This window comes from Pseudarthrobacter sp. NamE2 (genome assembly GCF_005796205.1).
Lineage (GTDB): Bacteria > Actinomycetota > Actinomycetes > Actinomycetales > Micrococcaceae > Arthrobacter.
On the sequence record NZ_VAHN01000001.1, the window covers coordinates 389,820 to 403,830 of the forward strand.

12 protein-coding genes are annotated in these 14,011 nt (G+C 65.3%); all 12 read right to left on the reverse strand.

Annotation, left to right across the window (positions count from 1 at the left end; genetic code table 11):
- Nucleotides 1-107: 107 nt before the first annotated feature.
- Nucleotides 108-362: a preprotein translocase subunit SecG gene (secG, locus tag FDW83_RS01895; protein ID WP_009357659.1), complete on the reverse strand. Its 255-nt coding sequence runs from the start codon at nucleotides 360-362 to the stop codon at nucleotides 108-110.
- Nucleotides 363-412: 50 nt separating this feature from the next.
- Nucleotides 413-1,228 (reverse strand): triose-phosphate isomerase, encoded by an 816-nt coding sequence (gene tpiA, locus FDW83_RS01900; protein WP_138135903.1) that lies wholly within the window; start codon nucleotides 1,226-1,228, stop codon nucleotides 413-415.
- Nucleotides 1,229-1,312: 84 nt separating this feature from the next.
- Nucleotides 1,313-2,539: a phosphoglycerate kinase gene (pgk, locus tag FDW83_RS01905; protein ID WP_138135904.1), complete on the reverse strand. Its 1,227-nt coding sequence runs from the start codon at nucleotides 2,537-2,539 to the stop codon at nucleotides 1,313-1,315.
- A 10-nt stretch (nucleotides 2,540-2,549) separates the two neighbouring features.
- Complete coding sequence (gene gap, locus FDW83_RS01910; protein ID WP_138135905.1) at nucleotides 2,550-3,560, reverse strand: type I glyceraldehyde-3-phosphate dehydrogenase; 1,011 nt, start codon at nucleotides 3,558-3,560, stop codon at nucleotides 2,550-2,552.
- Nucleotides 3,561-3,820: 260 nt separating this feature from the next.
- On the reverse strand, nucleotides 3,821-4,447 hold the full coding sequence (locus tag FDW83_RS01915; protein ID WP_138135906.1) for a superoxide dismutase: 627 nt from the start codon (nucleotides 4,445-4,447) through the stop codon (nucleotides 3,821-3,823).
- A gap of 99 nt (nucleotides 4,448-4,546) precedes the next feature.
- Nucleotides 4,547-5,527, reverse strand: coding sequence for a DNA-binding protein WhiA (gene whiA, locus FDW83_RS01920; protein WP_138135907.1), 981 nt, complete (start codon nucleotides 5,525-5,527; stop codon nucleotides 4,547-4,549).
- 9 nt (nucleotides 5,528-5,536) lie between these two features.
- Nucleotides 5,537-6,556, reverse strand: a complete 1,020-nt coding sequence (gene yvcK, locus FDW83_RS01925; RefSeq protein WP_138135908.1) for a uridine diphosphate-N-acetylglucosamine-binding protein YvcK — start codon at nucleotides 6,554-6,556, stop codon at nucleotides 5,537-5,539.
- On the reverse strand, nucleotides 6,556-7,479 hold the full coding sequence (gene rapZ / locus FDW83_RS01930; protein WP_138135909.1) for an RNase adapter RapZ: 924 nt from the start codon (nucleotides 7,477-7,479) through the stop codon (nucleotides 6,556-6,558). The genes yvcK and rapZ overlap by 1 nt, the downstream gene beginning before the upstream one ends.
- Before the next feature lie 69 nt (nucleotides 7,480-7,548).
- Entirely contained in the window at nucleotides 7,549-9,576 is a 2,028-nt protein-coding gene (gene uvrC / locus FDW83_RS01935) for an excinuclease ABC subunit UvrC (RefSeq protein ID WP_138135910.1), read from the reverse strand.
- Between the two features lie 58 nt (nucleotides 9,577-9,634).
- Nucleotides 9,635-10,303, reverse strand: coding sequence for a 1-acyl-sn-glycerol-3-phosphate acyltransferase (locus FDW83_RS01940; RefSeq protein ID WP_138135911.1), 669 nt, complete (start codon nucleotides 10,301-10,303; stop codon nucleotides 9,635-9,637).
- Nucleotides 10,290-11,006, reverse strand: a complete 717-nt coding sequence (locus tag FDW83_RS01945) for an HAD hydrolase-like protein (RefSeq protein WP_138135912.1) — start codon at nucleotides 11,004-11,006, stop codon at nucleotides 10,290-10,292. The genes FDW83_RS01940 and FDW83_RS01945 overlap by 14 nt, the downstream gene beginning before the upstream one ends.
- 68 nt (nucleotides 11,007-11,074) lie before the next feature.
- Nucleotides 11,075-13,993 (reverse strand): excinuclease ABC subunit UvrA, encoded by a 2,919-nt coding sequence (uvrA, locus tag FDW83_RS01950; RefSeq protein WP_138135913.1) that lies wholly within the window; start codon nucleotides 13,991-13,993, stop codon nucleotides 11,075-11,077.
- Nucleotides 13,994-14,011 lie beyond the last annotated feature (18 nt).

Genomic DNA, 14,011 nt, shown 5'->3' on the forward strand with positions numbered 1-14,011 from the left:
ATCAACTGTTAAAAAGAAACTGTGGCTGTCGAAAACCGACAGCCACAGTTTAGTAGGCGGATCCGTCCTGCGGGAGTGCCCGCGGGTACCGCATCAGGCGGTAACCGTCAGGAGTCGCCGCCGCTGAACCGCATGATCAGGCCGAGGGCGATGATCACAATACCCCAGGTGACACCAAGGATCACGGTGAACCGGTTGAGGTTGCGTTCTGCAACACCGGACGAGCTGAGTCCTGAGCTCATGCCGCCGCCGAACATGTCCGAGAGACCGCCGCCCCGTCCTTTGTGAAGGAGGATGAGCAGCGTCAGCAGGAGGCTGGTGATGCCCAGGAGGATCTGCAAAATGACATGAAGAACGTCCACGACGGCCTTTCAGGAAGTTGGATCTGCGGGAGTGTGTGCGGCGGGACGGATCAGTCCGTCACCAGGTGACTCTCGAACCTGACAATATTAGCAAATTCGGCGGGATCGAGGCTGGCGCCACCCACCAGGACGCCGTCCACGTCCGGCTCCTGCAGGATGGCGGCCACATTGCTGGCCTTGACCGAACCGCCGTACAGCAGCCGGGTCTTTGCCGCCACGTCTGCTCCGAACAGCGACCCGAGTTCGGCACGGATCGCGGCACACATCTCCTGTGCGTCCCCGGGGCCGGCGACCTCGCCGGTGCCGATGGCCCAGACGGGTTCGTAGGCCACAACAAGTTCGGCGGCCTGCTCAGTGGACAGTCCGGCAACGCCGGCACGGAGCTGCTCCAGCGTGTGGTTCACGTGTGTGCCTGCCTGGCGGATGTCCAGTCCTTCGCCGACGCAGAGGACGGGGGTGACGCCGTGCCTGAAGGCGGCCTTGACCTTGGCGTTGAGGACCTCATCGCTCTCGTTGTGGATGGTCCGGCGTTCGCTGTGGCCCACCAGGACATATTTGCACCCAAGCTTGCCCAGGAACTGGCCGGAGATGTCGCCGGTGTAGGCACCCGAGTCGAACTGGGACAGGTCCTGGCCGCCATAAGCAATCTCCAGGTCATCGCCCTGGACGAGGGTCTGGACGCCGCGGAGGTCCGTAAAGGGCGGAAAGACCGCAACCTCGACCCGGCTGTAGTCGTGCTTGGCGTCGGAGAGGGTCCACGCCAGTTTCTGCAAGAGCGTGATGCCCTGCACGTGGTCCATGTTCATTTTCCAGTTGCCCGCGATGAAGGGCTTGCGGTCGAAAGCGCCGTTCGTTGACGTGGTCACGTGTTCTCCAAAAGTGTCTTATATGTGTGCGGCCGGCAGGCTGCCGCGGGCAACCTGCCGGCCGGAGGACTGGGCAGAATTGGGCTAGCGGTCCAGGACGCTGAGGCCCGGCAGTTCCTTGCCTTCGAGGTATTCAAGGCTCGCACCGCCGCCGGTGGAAATGTGGCCGAACTGATCGTCGGCGAACCCGAGGGTACGCACGGCTGCAGCGGAGTCGCCGCCGCCCACCACGGTAAACGCTTCAGTCTCGGTCAGGGCCTGGGCGATGGCACGGGTCCCGGCGGAGAAGGCCTCGAACTCGAAGACACCCATGGGACCGTTCCAGAAGACCGTGCGGGCACCCTTGATCCTGCCGGCAAAAGCCGCGGCGGACTCAGGTCCGATGTCCAGGCCGATGCCCTGCGTGCCGAAGCTGCTCGCCTCGATGGAGTCGGCAGCAACTGTCTCGTGGGCAGCGTCGGCGGCGAACTTCTCAGCCACCACCACGTCAGTGGGGATGACGAACTCGGTGCCGGCGTCCGCGGCGCGCTTGAGGTAGTCCTGCACCACGGGGATCTGGTCTTCCTCGAGCAGGCTGGAGGCCACCTTGTGCCCGGCAGCGGCAAGGAACGTGAACAGCATGCCGCCGCCCACCAGGATAGTGTCCGCCTTGCCGAGCAGGTTGTCGATGACAGCCAGCTTGTCCGAAACCTTCGAGCCGCCGAGCACCACCACGTAGGGGCGCTGGGTATCGGCCGTGAGCTTGCGCAGGACTTCCACTTCGGTGTGCACGAGGTCGCCCTGGTAGGACGGAAGCCGGGTGGCGACGTCGTATACGCTCGCATGCTTACGGTGGACGGCGCCGAAGGCATCGTCGACGTAGGCGCCGTTGTCTCCGGTCAGGGCCACAAGCTCGTCAGCGAAGGCTCCTCGCTCGGCGTCGTCCTTGCTTGTTTCCCGGGCGTCGAAGCGGACGTTCTCCAGGACCAGCACTTCACCGTCCTGCAGGGAGGCAGCCGCTTCCTTGGCGGAACTGCCGACCGTGTCCCCGGCCAGGGTGACCTTGAAGTCGGCCAGTTCAGCCAGCCGCGCAACCGCGGGGCGCAGGGAGTACTTGTCCTCGGGCGCGCCCTTGGGGCGTCCAAGGTGGGCTGTTACCAGCACGCGGGCACCGGCGTCCGTGAGCTTTGACAGCACTGGAAGTGAGGCCTTGATACGGCCGTCGTCAGTGACTGTAGAGCCGTCGAGCGGCACATTCAGGTCACTTCGAACCAGAATGTACCGCCCGCGGACACCTTCAGCGAGAAGTTCGTTGAGGGTGTGAAATGTCATGTACCTAACCCTAGCCCAGCTTGGATGCGACAAGCTCCGTAAGGTCGACGAGTCGGTTCGAGTAGCCCCATTCGTTGTCATACCAGGACACAACCTTGACCTGGTTGCCAATGACCTTGGTAAGGCCGGCGTCGAAAATGGACGAAGCGGGATCGCCGACGATGTCGGAGGAAACAATCGGTTCCTCCGTGTAGGTCAGGAAGCCCTGCAGGTCATCGGACTCGGCAGCGCGCTTGAGGGCGGCGTTGACTTCCTCGACGGTGGTCTCGCGGGAAACGGTGACGGTGAGGTCCGTGGCGGATCCGGTGGGGACGGGGACGCGGATGGCGTAGCCGTCGAGCTTACCCTTCAGTTCCGGCAGGACCAGGCCGATGGCCTTGGCGGCACCGGTTGAGGTGGGGACCATGTTGACGGCGGCGGCGCGGGCACGCCGCAGGTCCTTGTGCGGGCCGTCCTGCAGGTTCTGGTCCGCGGTGTAGGCGTGGACCGTGGTCATCAGGCCGCGCTCGATGCCGAATTCGTCGTTGACCACCTTGGCCAGGGGGCCGAGGCAGTTGGTGGTGCAGGACGCGTTGGAAATGATGTTGTGCGTGGCGTTGTCGTACAGGTGGTGGTTCACACCCATGACGATAGTGATGTCCTCATCCGAAGCCGGAGCGGAAATCAGGACCTTCTTGGCGCCGGCGTCGATGTGCTTCTGCGCGTCGGCGGCCTTGGTGAAGAAGCCGGTGGATTCGATCACGATGTCCACGCCCAGCTCGCCCCACGGAAGCTTGGCGGGATCGCGCTCGGCCAGCACCTTGACGACGTTGCCGTTGACGACGATGTTGCCGTCCTTGACCTCGATGGTTTCCTTCAGGCGGCCGCCGACGGAGTCGTACTTGAACAGGTGCGCCAGTGCCTCGGGGCTGGTGAGGTCGTTGACTGCAACGATCTCCAGGTCCGCACCTTGTGCAAGGGCTGCGCGGAAGTAGTTGCGGCCAATACGGCCAAAGCCGTTGATACCAATACGGGTCGTCACTTTTTCGTCTCCTTGGTGCTTGAAGAAGCACTACTAGTTGAGCGGGCTCTCAAGCCAACTAACAGATCCCGCACGCCATTGGGCAGAGATGATTTACAGACGGAGGGCGACCAGCCTCATTGCTGAAGGCTAACCGCCTTCCGTGACCTATCTTACGTTTAAACGGGTCCGCCCCCGCAAGTGCGGGGGCGGACGGTCCACATCGCGGCCGGTTTAAGTCCGAATGTGAAGTTTGTAACAAGCGTGTGTTGCTCCGGTCACTACGGAAGGGTGATGAGTCCCGTGGCGTTGGTGCGGGCTGCCTCGAAGCGCTGGGCGACGTCGGCCCAGTTCACGATGTTCCAGAAAGCCTTGACATAGTCGGCCTTCACGTTGACGTAGTCCAGGTAGAAGGCGTGCTCCCACATGTCCAGCATCAGGAGCGGGGTGGTGCCCAGGGCAGTGTTGCCCTGCTGGTCGTAAAGCTGCTCGATGACGAGGTTGCCGCCGATGGGCTCGTAGGCCAGGAAGCCCCAGCCCGAGCCCTGCAGGCCGAGCGCGGCGGCGGAGAACTGGGCGCGGAAAGCGTCGAAGGAGCCGAAGGCGTCATCGATGGCGGCAGCCAGTTCGCCCTCGGGCTTGTCGCCGCCGTCCGGGGAAAGGTTGTTCCAGAACACGGAGTGGTTGACGTGGCCGCCGGTGTGGAACGCGAGGTCCTTGGAGAGCCGGTTGATGTTGGCGAAGTCGCCCTTTTCACGGGCTTCGGCCAGCTGCGCCAGGGCGTTGTTGGCGCCAGCGACGTAGGTGGCGTGGTGCTTGCTGTGGTGCAGCTCCATGATCCGCGCGGAAATGTGCGGCTCGAGGGCGGCGTAATCGTACTTGAGTTCGGGCAATACGTACTCAGTCACAAAATCCTCCAATATCGTGGACACTCGGTCCGGTTGGTGACTCTCGGATTGTGCATCCGGGCGGCGGGCGCCCGGAATCTTTTTGATTCTATGGGGCTGTCATTCGTCCAGCATTTCCGGCGTCACATTGGCGTCCGTGCCCGGAATGCCGAGGTCAAGTGCCCTTTTGTCCGCCATGGCCAGCAGCCTGCGGATCCGGCCGGCGATGGCGTCCTTGGTCATGACGGGATCGGCCAGCCGGCCGAGTTCGTCCAGGCTGGCCTGCTTGTGCGCCACCCGGAGCTCGCCTGCGTACCGCAGGTGTTCCGGTACATCATCGCCCAGGATCTCGAGGGCACGCTCCACCCGTGCCCCTGCTGCCACGGCGGCCTGGGCTGAGCGGCGCAGGTTGGCGTCGTCAAAGTTGGCGAGCCGGTTGGCGGTGGCGCGGACTTCCTTCCGCATCCGCCGCTCCTCCCACACCATCAGCGCATCGTGGGCGCCCATGCGGGTGAGCAGGGCGGCGATGGTGTCGCCGTCGCGGATGACCACGCGGTCCACGCCCCGCACTTCGCGCGCCTTTGCCTGGATGTCCAGCCGACGGGCGGCCCCCACCAGCGCCAAAGCCGATTCCGGACCCGGGCAGGTGACTTCCAGCGAGGAGGAGCGGCCGGGTTCCGTGAGTGAGCCGTGGGCCAGGAACGCCCCGCGCCACACGGCTTCGGCGTCGGCAGCGGAACCGTTGACGACGGCGGACGGCAGGCCCCGCACAGGCCGGCCGCGGCCGTCCAGAAGGCCGGTCTGCCGGGCCAGCGCCTCGCCGTCGCGCACCACCCGGACCACGTACCTGCTGGCGCGTCGCAGTCCCCCGGCGGACACAACGATGATTTCGCTCTGGTGCCCGTAGACTTCGGCGATAGCGGCACGGAGCCGCCGCGCTGTTGAGGCGAGGTCCACTTCGGCCTCGATGACGATCCGGCCCGAGATGATGTGCAGCCCGCCCGCAAAACGGAGCATCGCGGAGACTTCCGCCTTGCGCACTGATGACTTCTTGATGTCCAGGCGGGACAGTTCTTCCTTGACCGATGCTGTCAGTGCCATGGCACCTTCCTAACTGTTCCCAAAAATGTCCTGGTACGCCGTCGCCAGACGCAGGGGATCATGGACGGGCCGGCGTCCCGACGCCCCTACTTTACCCAAGACCACCTCGGCGCCGATCATCCCGGCGGCCCGCTCGAACTCCTGCCGGTCGGGCACGGACGCCGGATCGGCCAGCACCACGTCCACCGTGAACTCCGGGGCGTAGCGCCGCAGCACGTCGAGGTGGTCCGCTGCCGTCATGCCGGTGGTTTCCTTGGTGTCCGTGGCGAGGTTCATAGTGAGGCAGCGGCTGGCTGGCGTGTTGCACAGCGCCTGCCGCATCTCCGGGAGCAGCAAGTGCGGCAGCACGGAGGTGTACCAGGAGCCCGGTCCCAGGATCACCCAGTCGGCAAGCTCGATGGCAGTGAGCGCCTCGGTGCACGCGGGTGCGGCCTCGGGGAGGAGCCGGACGTTCTCCAGCGACCCGGCCACCGCGCAGCGGGCCTGGCCGTAAATGGTTTCCAGGACGGAGGACCCGTCCGGGGCGGTCACGCGGACGTCGCCCTCGATGGTCAACGGAACCTTGGACATGGGCAGGACCTGCCCGCGTGCCCCCAGCAGGGCGCCGGCCCACTTAAGTCCTGCCACGGCGTCACCGAGCAGCTCCCACAGGGTAATGATCAGGAGGTTTCCCATGGCGTGCTCGTCCAGCGAGCCGCCGGGCCCGTTGCGGGGGCGGAAGCGGTGCTGCATGACGTCACGCCAGGTCCTGCCCCAGTCCGTGTCATCGCAGAGCGCGGACAGCGCCATGCGCAGGTCTCCGGGCGGCAGGACGCCGTACTCCTCGCGCAGGCGCCCGGACGAGCCGCCGTCGTCCGCTACTGTTACGACGGCGGTGAGCTCGGAGGTGAGCAGGCGCAGCGCCGACAGCGAGGCGGACAGCCCGTGCCCGCCGCCGAGGGCCACGACGTTGGGCCCCTTGTCCTTCTTGCTGGCGGCCGATCCGGAGGCAGGCGGAACCAGCGGCAGCGCCCCGGTAAACAGCGACATTACTCGCGGCCCAGGTCCCGGTGCGTGGTGGTCACCGTGACGCGGGGGAACTGCGCCAGCTTCTTGGAGAGTTCGACGGCGACAGCCACCGAGCGGTGCTTCCCGCCCGTGCAGCCCACGGCGATAGTGGCGTAGTGCTTGTTCTCCCTGCGGTAGCCGTCCAGGACCGGCTCCAGCGCCATGACGTAGCGGTCAACGAAGTTCTTGACGCCCTCGGCTTCCAGGACGTATTCGCTCACGTCCTTGTCCAGCCCCGTATGCGGGCGCAACTGGGGCACCCAGTGCGGGTTGGGGATGAAGCGGACATCCGCGACGTAGTTGGCGTCCACGGGCAGGCCGTACTTGAAACCGAAGCTCATGATGTTCAGCCGCAGGGCCACCGGCCCGGTTTCGCTAAAGAGCTCAGTGATGGCGGTGGCGAGGCCGTGGACGTTGTAGCCCGAGGTGTCCAGGACGACGTCGGAGCTGTCGCGCAGTTCCTGGAGCAGCTCGCGCTCGGCAGCGATACCGTCGAGGATACGGCCGCCGCCCTGCAGCGGGTGGGGCCGGCGCCCCTGTTCAAACCGCCGGACCAGGACGTCGTCGCTGGCGTCGAGGAAAAGGACCCGGAAGGTGACTCCACTGGCCGCCAGTGCTCCCAGGGCGGCGCGGATGTCCGCGAACAGGCCCTTGCTGCGGACGTCGATCACCACTGCCAGCCGGGGAATGGACTGCGGGGCGTGGGATACCAGTTCCGCCAGGGTGCCCAGCATCTGGGGCGGCAGGTTCTCCACGACGTACCAGCCGTGGTCCTCGAGGGCGTCGGCGGCAGTGCTCCGCCCTGCCCCGGACATTCCGGTGACCACCAGCAGTTCGGCTTCGAGCGGCTTGACGGGTTCCATCCCGTCCTGCCTGGCCCCGGATCCCGCCGTCGTCTCTGCCATTAAGTCCGCCCCGTTCCTGTTGTTGCCGCGCAGGGCCGCACTCCGGCGCAACCCCGTCCCTTACCCTAGCTAAGATTCGATGATTTCGCCGGTGGTCATGTTGATGGCGGGCACTGTGGCTGCGGCCGGACCCTCTGCAGAGAAATGGTTCACGATGGCGCCCGCCAGGGCGGGGCCGATCCCCTTCGCCTGGGAAAGCTCTTCCGCGGTGGCAGCCTTGACGCTCTTGACCGAGCCGAAATGCGCCAGGAGTGCCTTGCGCTTGGACGCTCCCAGCCCGGGGACACCGTCCAGCGCTGACACGGTCATCGCCTTGCCGCGCTTTTGCCGGTGGAACGAGATGGCGAAGCGGTGGGCCTCATCGCGGATGCGCTGCAGCAGGTACAGGCCCTGCGACGTGCGCGGAAGGATGACCGGGAAGTCACTGTCGGGGAGCCAGACCTCCTCCAGCCGCTTGGCAAGGCCCACGACGTAAACATCATCGATGCCCAGGTCCGCCAGCGCCCGGGCGGCAGCGTTGACCTGGGGCTTTCCGCCGTCCACCACCACCAGGTTGGGCGGATAGGCGAACTTTGCCCGCGGCGCCGGCGTGGTAGTGTCCCGGACCGCGGCGGGCTCAGCGTTGTCCACGGCGGAGGAGGTGCTGCGGACGCCTTCCGGTTCCGGGGCCAGCGCAGATTCGTCCACCTGGGCGGACTTGTCCTGCAGGTAGTGGCGGAACCGCCGGGTCAGCACGTCGTGCATGGCTGCTGTGTCGTCAGCGGCTGCCGGCCCGGTGACGGAAAACTTCCGGTAGTCCGACTTCTTCGGCAGCCCGTCCTCGACCACCACCATGGAGGCCACCACGTTGGTGCCCTGGACGTGCGAAACGTCGAAGCACTCGATGCGGAGCAGCGGCACGGGCAGGTCCAGGGCTTCCTGCAGTTCCTGGAGCGCCTGGGAACGGACGGTGAGGTCCCCCGCCCGGCGGGTCTTGTGGAGTTTCAGCGCGTGCTCGGCGTTCTCGCGCACGGTCGACATCAATGCTGCCTTGTCACCGCGCTGCGGGACGCGGATGTCCACTTTCGCCCCGCGGATGCCGCCCAGCCACTGCGCAAGTTCTCCCGCGTTGCTGGGCTGCACCGGCACCAGCACTTCGCGGGGCAGCCTGCCGTGGCTGTCGCCGTCGCCGCCGTAGACCTGCTGCAGGAGGTGCTCCACCAGGTCCGGCGTGGTGAAATCCTCCACCTTCTCCACCACCCAGCCGCGCTGGCCGCGGATCCGGCCGCCCCGGACGTGGAACACCTGTACGGCGGCTTCCAGTTCGTCCTCGTGCAGGGCAAAGATGTCGGCATCGGTGTCTTCGGCAAGCACCACCGCATTGCGCTCGAAGACCTTGCGGAGTGCGGCGATGTCGTCTCGGATCCTGGCGGCACGCTCGTAGTCGAGCTCCGCGACGGCGTCCGCCATCTGCTTTTCCAGCTTGGCGATGAAGCGCTTGGCCTCGCCGCCCATGAAGGCGCAGAAATCGTCGGCGAGGGCGCGGTGGTCTTCGGGCGAGATGCGGCCCACGCACGGGGCCGAACATTTGTCGATGTAGCCCAGGAGGCAGGGACGTCCGGTAGCCTCGGCGCGCTTGAAGACCCCGGCGCTGCAACTGCGGACCGGGAACACGCGGAGCAGGGTGTCCATGGTTTCCCGGATGGCGCCTGCGGTGTAGGGGCCGAAGTAGCGGGTCCCCTTCTTTTTATCCCCGCGCATCACTTGGACGCGAGGGTACTTCTCGCCCAGGGTGACGGCCAGGTAGGGGTAGGTCTTGTCGTCGCGGAACACCACGTTGAACCGCGGTTTGAATTCCTTGATCCAGGTGTATTCCAGCTGCAACGATTCCAGCTCGCTGCCCACCACGGTCCATTCCACGCTGCTGGCCGCGTGGACCATGGCATAGGTCTTGGGCAGCAGCCCCGCCGGGTTCGCGAAGTAGGAGTTGAGCCGCGAGCGGAGGCTTTTGGCCTTGCCCACGTAGATGACCCGGCCATGGGGATCACGGAACCGGTATACCCCGGGGTTGGTGGGGATTTCACCGGTTTTGGGCCGGTACGTTGCTGGATTTGCCACCTATATATTCTACTGAGCCGCAGCCGGTGGCTGTGCCGGTCTGTCCTGCCCCTGCCGGCTATTCCGCGGCTTTGCTCTGGTTGTAGCTCGTGGAGCGTTCCTGGCCGCTGAGTCCGGCGATGGCGTCCATGATCCGGTCCGTCACTTCGCGGCGTGCCGGCAGGGAGTGGTCCGGCCCGGTCTTGTCGAAATACAGTGGCTCCCCCACCTTCATGGTGAAGTGCTGCGGCTTGACCCCCTTTTCGCCGGCACGCTGCAGGTTTTCCGTGCCGATCAGGCCCACGGGGATGACCGGAGCCCCCGTGGTCAGTGCCAGCCAGCCGACGCCGGTGCGGCCGCGGTAAAGGATGCCGTCGCGCGAACGGGTGCCCTCGGGATAGATGCCGATGCCGCGGCCCGACTCAAGGATGTCCAGGAGGGTCTTGAGCGCCTGGACGCTGGCCGCCTGCTCGCCGCGTTCCACCGGAATGGATCCCACCGATTCGAAGAACGCCTTCATCACCTTGCCCTTAATCCCGCCGGTGGTGAAGTACTCCGCCTTGGCGAAAAAGGCGACCGGGCGGGGCATCAGCGCCTGCACGATGACGCTGTCAAAAAAGGACAGATGGTTGGGCGCCACAATGAACGGCCCGTCCGTGGGCACGTTGTCAATGCCGACGACGGTGGGCCGGCAGGTGCCCGCGATCAGGCTGCGCGTGGTCCAGCGGACCGTCTCAAACATTTCCATCGTTGGTCACCTCACTCATGGCGGCAGAGTGGATGGCCTGCAGCTTGTCGATGGCCTTCGCCAGTTCTTCGGCCGTGTTGACGACGGCGACCGCACCGGCGTCCTCCAGTTCGCCGTCCGGAGCGAAACCCCAGGCGACCCCGATGCAGTCAAGCCCGTTGGCGATGGCTCCGGACACATCCTGGGCCCGGTCCCCCACCATCAGGGCATGCTGGGTTTCCAGGTCCTTGAGCGCGGCACCGATGATCTCGGTTTTCCCCAGGGGAACACCGTCCACGGCGGTTTCATCGTCCGCGGAACCACGGATGCTCTGGAACAGCTTCCCGATCCCGTGATGCGCCAGGACCGTCCGGGCCAGCGTCTGCGGCTTCTGCGTGGCGACGGCCATGGGCCTTCCCGCTGCAGCGTACGCCTCCAGGACTTCACGCATACCCGGGTAAAGGCGGCCCTGCGCGATGCCGGTTTCCATGTAGTACTGGCGGTAGCGCCGGATGACCTCATCCAACAGTTGGGCCGGCACCTGGGCCACGTTGAGCAGGGAATCGCTGAGCTTGGGTCCGATCATCGCGTGGAGCAGGTCCTGGCCGGGAACGGGCAGTCCCACTGCGGTCAGGGCCGCCGCGATGCCTTCTGTTATTCCACCGGCCGGATCGACAAGAGTGCCGTCCAGGTCAAAGATCACGGGCACTGTTGTTGAGGTCACCGGGTTAGTTTCTCATGCCTGCAAGAGTGCCTGAAACTCGTATGCCTGGTGAGGAATACTCCCGCACCTCACCTGAGGATTTCGGCGAGGAAAGTAGCGGTGTGGCTTGTGGTGGACGCCGCCACCTGCTCCGGAGTCCCTGTCGCCACGATCCGGCCGCCGCCGGAACCCCCGTCGGGACCGAGGTCCACGATCCAGTCGGCGCTCTTGATCACGTCCAGGTTGTGCTCAATGGTGATGACGGTGTTGCCCTTGTCCACCAAACCCTGCAGCACCATCAACAGCTTGCGGATGTCCTCGAAGTGGAGGCCCGTGGTGGGTTCGTCCAGGACGTAGACACTCCGGCCGTTGGACCGCTTCTGCAGTTCCGCCGCCAGTTTGACGCGCTGCGCCTCGCCGCCGGACAGGGTGGTTGCCGGCTGACCCAGCCGGACGTAGCCAAGGCCCACGTCCACCAGGGTGTTCAGGTGCCGTGCAATGGGCGAGAACGCCGCGAAGAATTCCGCCGCCTCCTCGATGGGCATGTTGAGGACATCGGCGATGGTCTTGCCCTTGTAGTGCACTTCCAGTGTCTCCCGGTTGTAACGCGCGCCGTGGCACACCTCGCAGGGGACGTAGACGTCCGGCAGGAAGTTCATCTCAATCTTCAGCGTGCCGTCACCGGAGCAGGCCTCGCAGCGGCCGCCTTTGACGTTGAAGGAGAAGCGGCCGGGAAGGTAGCCGCGGACCTTCGCTTCGGTGGTTTCCGCGAAGAGCTTGCGGATGTTGTCGAAGACACCGGTGTAGGTTGCCGGGTTGGAGCGCGGCGTGCGGCCGATGGGGCTCTGGTCAACGTGGACCACCTTGTCCAGGTGCTCCAGTCCCTGGACTGTCTTGTGCCGTCCCGCTACCTGTTTGGCGCCGTTGAGCTTGTTCGCCAGCACCTTGTAGAGGATTTCGTTCACCAGGGTGGACTTGCCGGAGCCGCTCACGCCGGTCACCGCCGTCAGCAGTCCCAGCGGGAAGGCCGCATCAACGTTGTCCAGGTTGTTCTCGCGTGCACCGACAACCTTGATCTCACGCTTTTTGTCGTACTTGCGGCGCTTCCCGGGCACCTCGATGCTCTTGCGGCCGGACAGGTAGTCGCCGGTCAGCGATGCGGTGTTTTCCAGCAGTTCCTTGTAGGAGCCGGAATGGACCACCTGGCCGCCGTGTTCTCCGGCGCCGGGGCCGATGTCGACAATCCAGTCGGCAACGTGGATGGTGTCCTCGTCGTGTTCCACCACAATGAGGGTATTGCCCATGTCCCGGAGCCTGGTCAGGGTTTCGATGAGCCGCCGGTTGTCCCGCTGGTGCAAACCGATGGACGGCTCGTCCAGGACATAGAGCACGCCGACCAGGCCGGAGCCGATTTGCGTGGCCAGCCTGATGCGCTGGGCCTCGCCGCCGGAAAGGGTGGCGGAGGGCCGCTCCAGGTTGAGGTACTCCAGGCCTACGTCCAGGAGGAATGTCAGGCGTGCCTGGATCTCCTTGAGGACCTGGTGGGCAATCTGGGCTTCCCGGCCGGTCAGCACGAGGGTATTCAGGAAGTCGGCGCACTCGCGCATGGGCAGGGCCGAGACTTCTGCAATGGACTTGCCGTTGATCAGCACCGACAGTGAAGCGGGGTTGAGGCGCGCACCGTTGCAGGCAGGGCACGGGATCTGCCGCATGTACTCTTCGTAGCGGTCGCGGGCCCAGTCGGAGTCGGTTTCACCGTGCTTGCGGTGGACATACTGGATGGCGCCTTCGAACCCCGTGCTGTATTTGCGTTCCCGGCCAAAGCGGTTGCGGTACTGCACCACCACTTTGTGGTCCTTGCCGTGGAGCACGGTTTGCCGGACGTCCTTGCCCAGCTTCTCCCATGGCGTCTCCATGGAAAAGCCGAGTTCCTTGGCGAGGCCTTCGAGGAGCCGGTTCCAGTATTCGGTGGTGGCCGTTCCCAGGGACCAGGGGGCGATGGCACCTTCGGCCAGCGAGAGTTCCGGGTTGGGGACGATGAGTTCCTCGTCCACTTCCAGCTTGGTTCCAATGCCGCTGCAGGCCGCACACGCACCGAACGGATTGTTGAACGAGAAGGACCGGGGTTCAATCTCGTCGATGGCCAGGGGATGCTCGTTGGGGCACGCCAGGTTTTCGGAGAACGCCCGCATCCGTGCCGGATCATCCGCTTCAAGGTCCACGAACTCAGCCAGGACACGGCCTTCGGCGAGCCCCAGCGCGGTTTCGATGGAGTCGGTGAGGCGCTGGCTGATGCCTTCCTTGACCACGAGGCGGTCAACCACTACTTCGATGGTGTGCTTGAACTGCTTGCCGAGCTTGGGCGGGTCGCTGAGCTGGACGAGATCGCCGTCCACCCTTGCGCGGGAGTAGCCCTTGGCGCTGAGCTCCTTGAAAAGGTCGACAAACTCGCCCTTGCGTCCCCGCACCACGGGCGCCAGGACCTGGAAGCGGGTGCCTTCGTCCAGCTCGAGGAGCTGGTCCACGATCTGCTGCGGGGTCTGCTTGGCCACAGGCTCACCGCAGACCGGGCAGTGGGGACGGCCAACGCGCGCCCAGAGCAGGCGCATGTAGTCGTAGATTTCAGTGATGGTGCCCACCGTTGAACGCGGGTTCTTGCTGGTGGACTTTTGGTCGATGGACACGGCCGGGGACAGGCCTTCAATGAAGTCCACGTCGGGCTTGTCCACCTGGCCCAGGAACTGCCGCGCGTACGCAGAGAGTGACTCAACGTAGCGGCGCTGGCCCTCAGCGAAGATGGTGTCAAAGGCCAGGGAAGACTTGCCGGAACCCGAGAGGCCGGTAAAGACGATCATCGCATCGCGCGGCAGGTCCAGGTCCACGTTCCGGAGGTTGTGCTCGCGGGCGCCCTTTACCACCAGGCGGGACAGGTCGGGACGCTGCAGGGCGGGAGCCAGTGCTACGGGCGGAGAGTCGAGGGCGGTTTCTTCAGCTACGGCTTTAGGCACCCAATAATGCTAATCGAA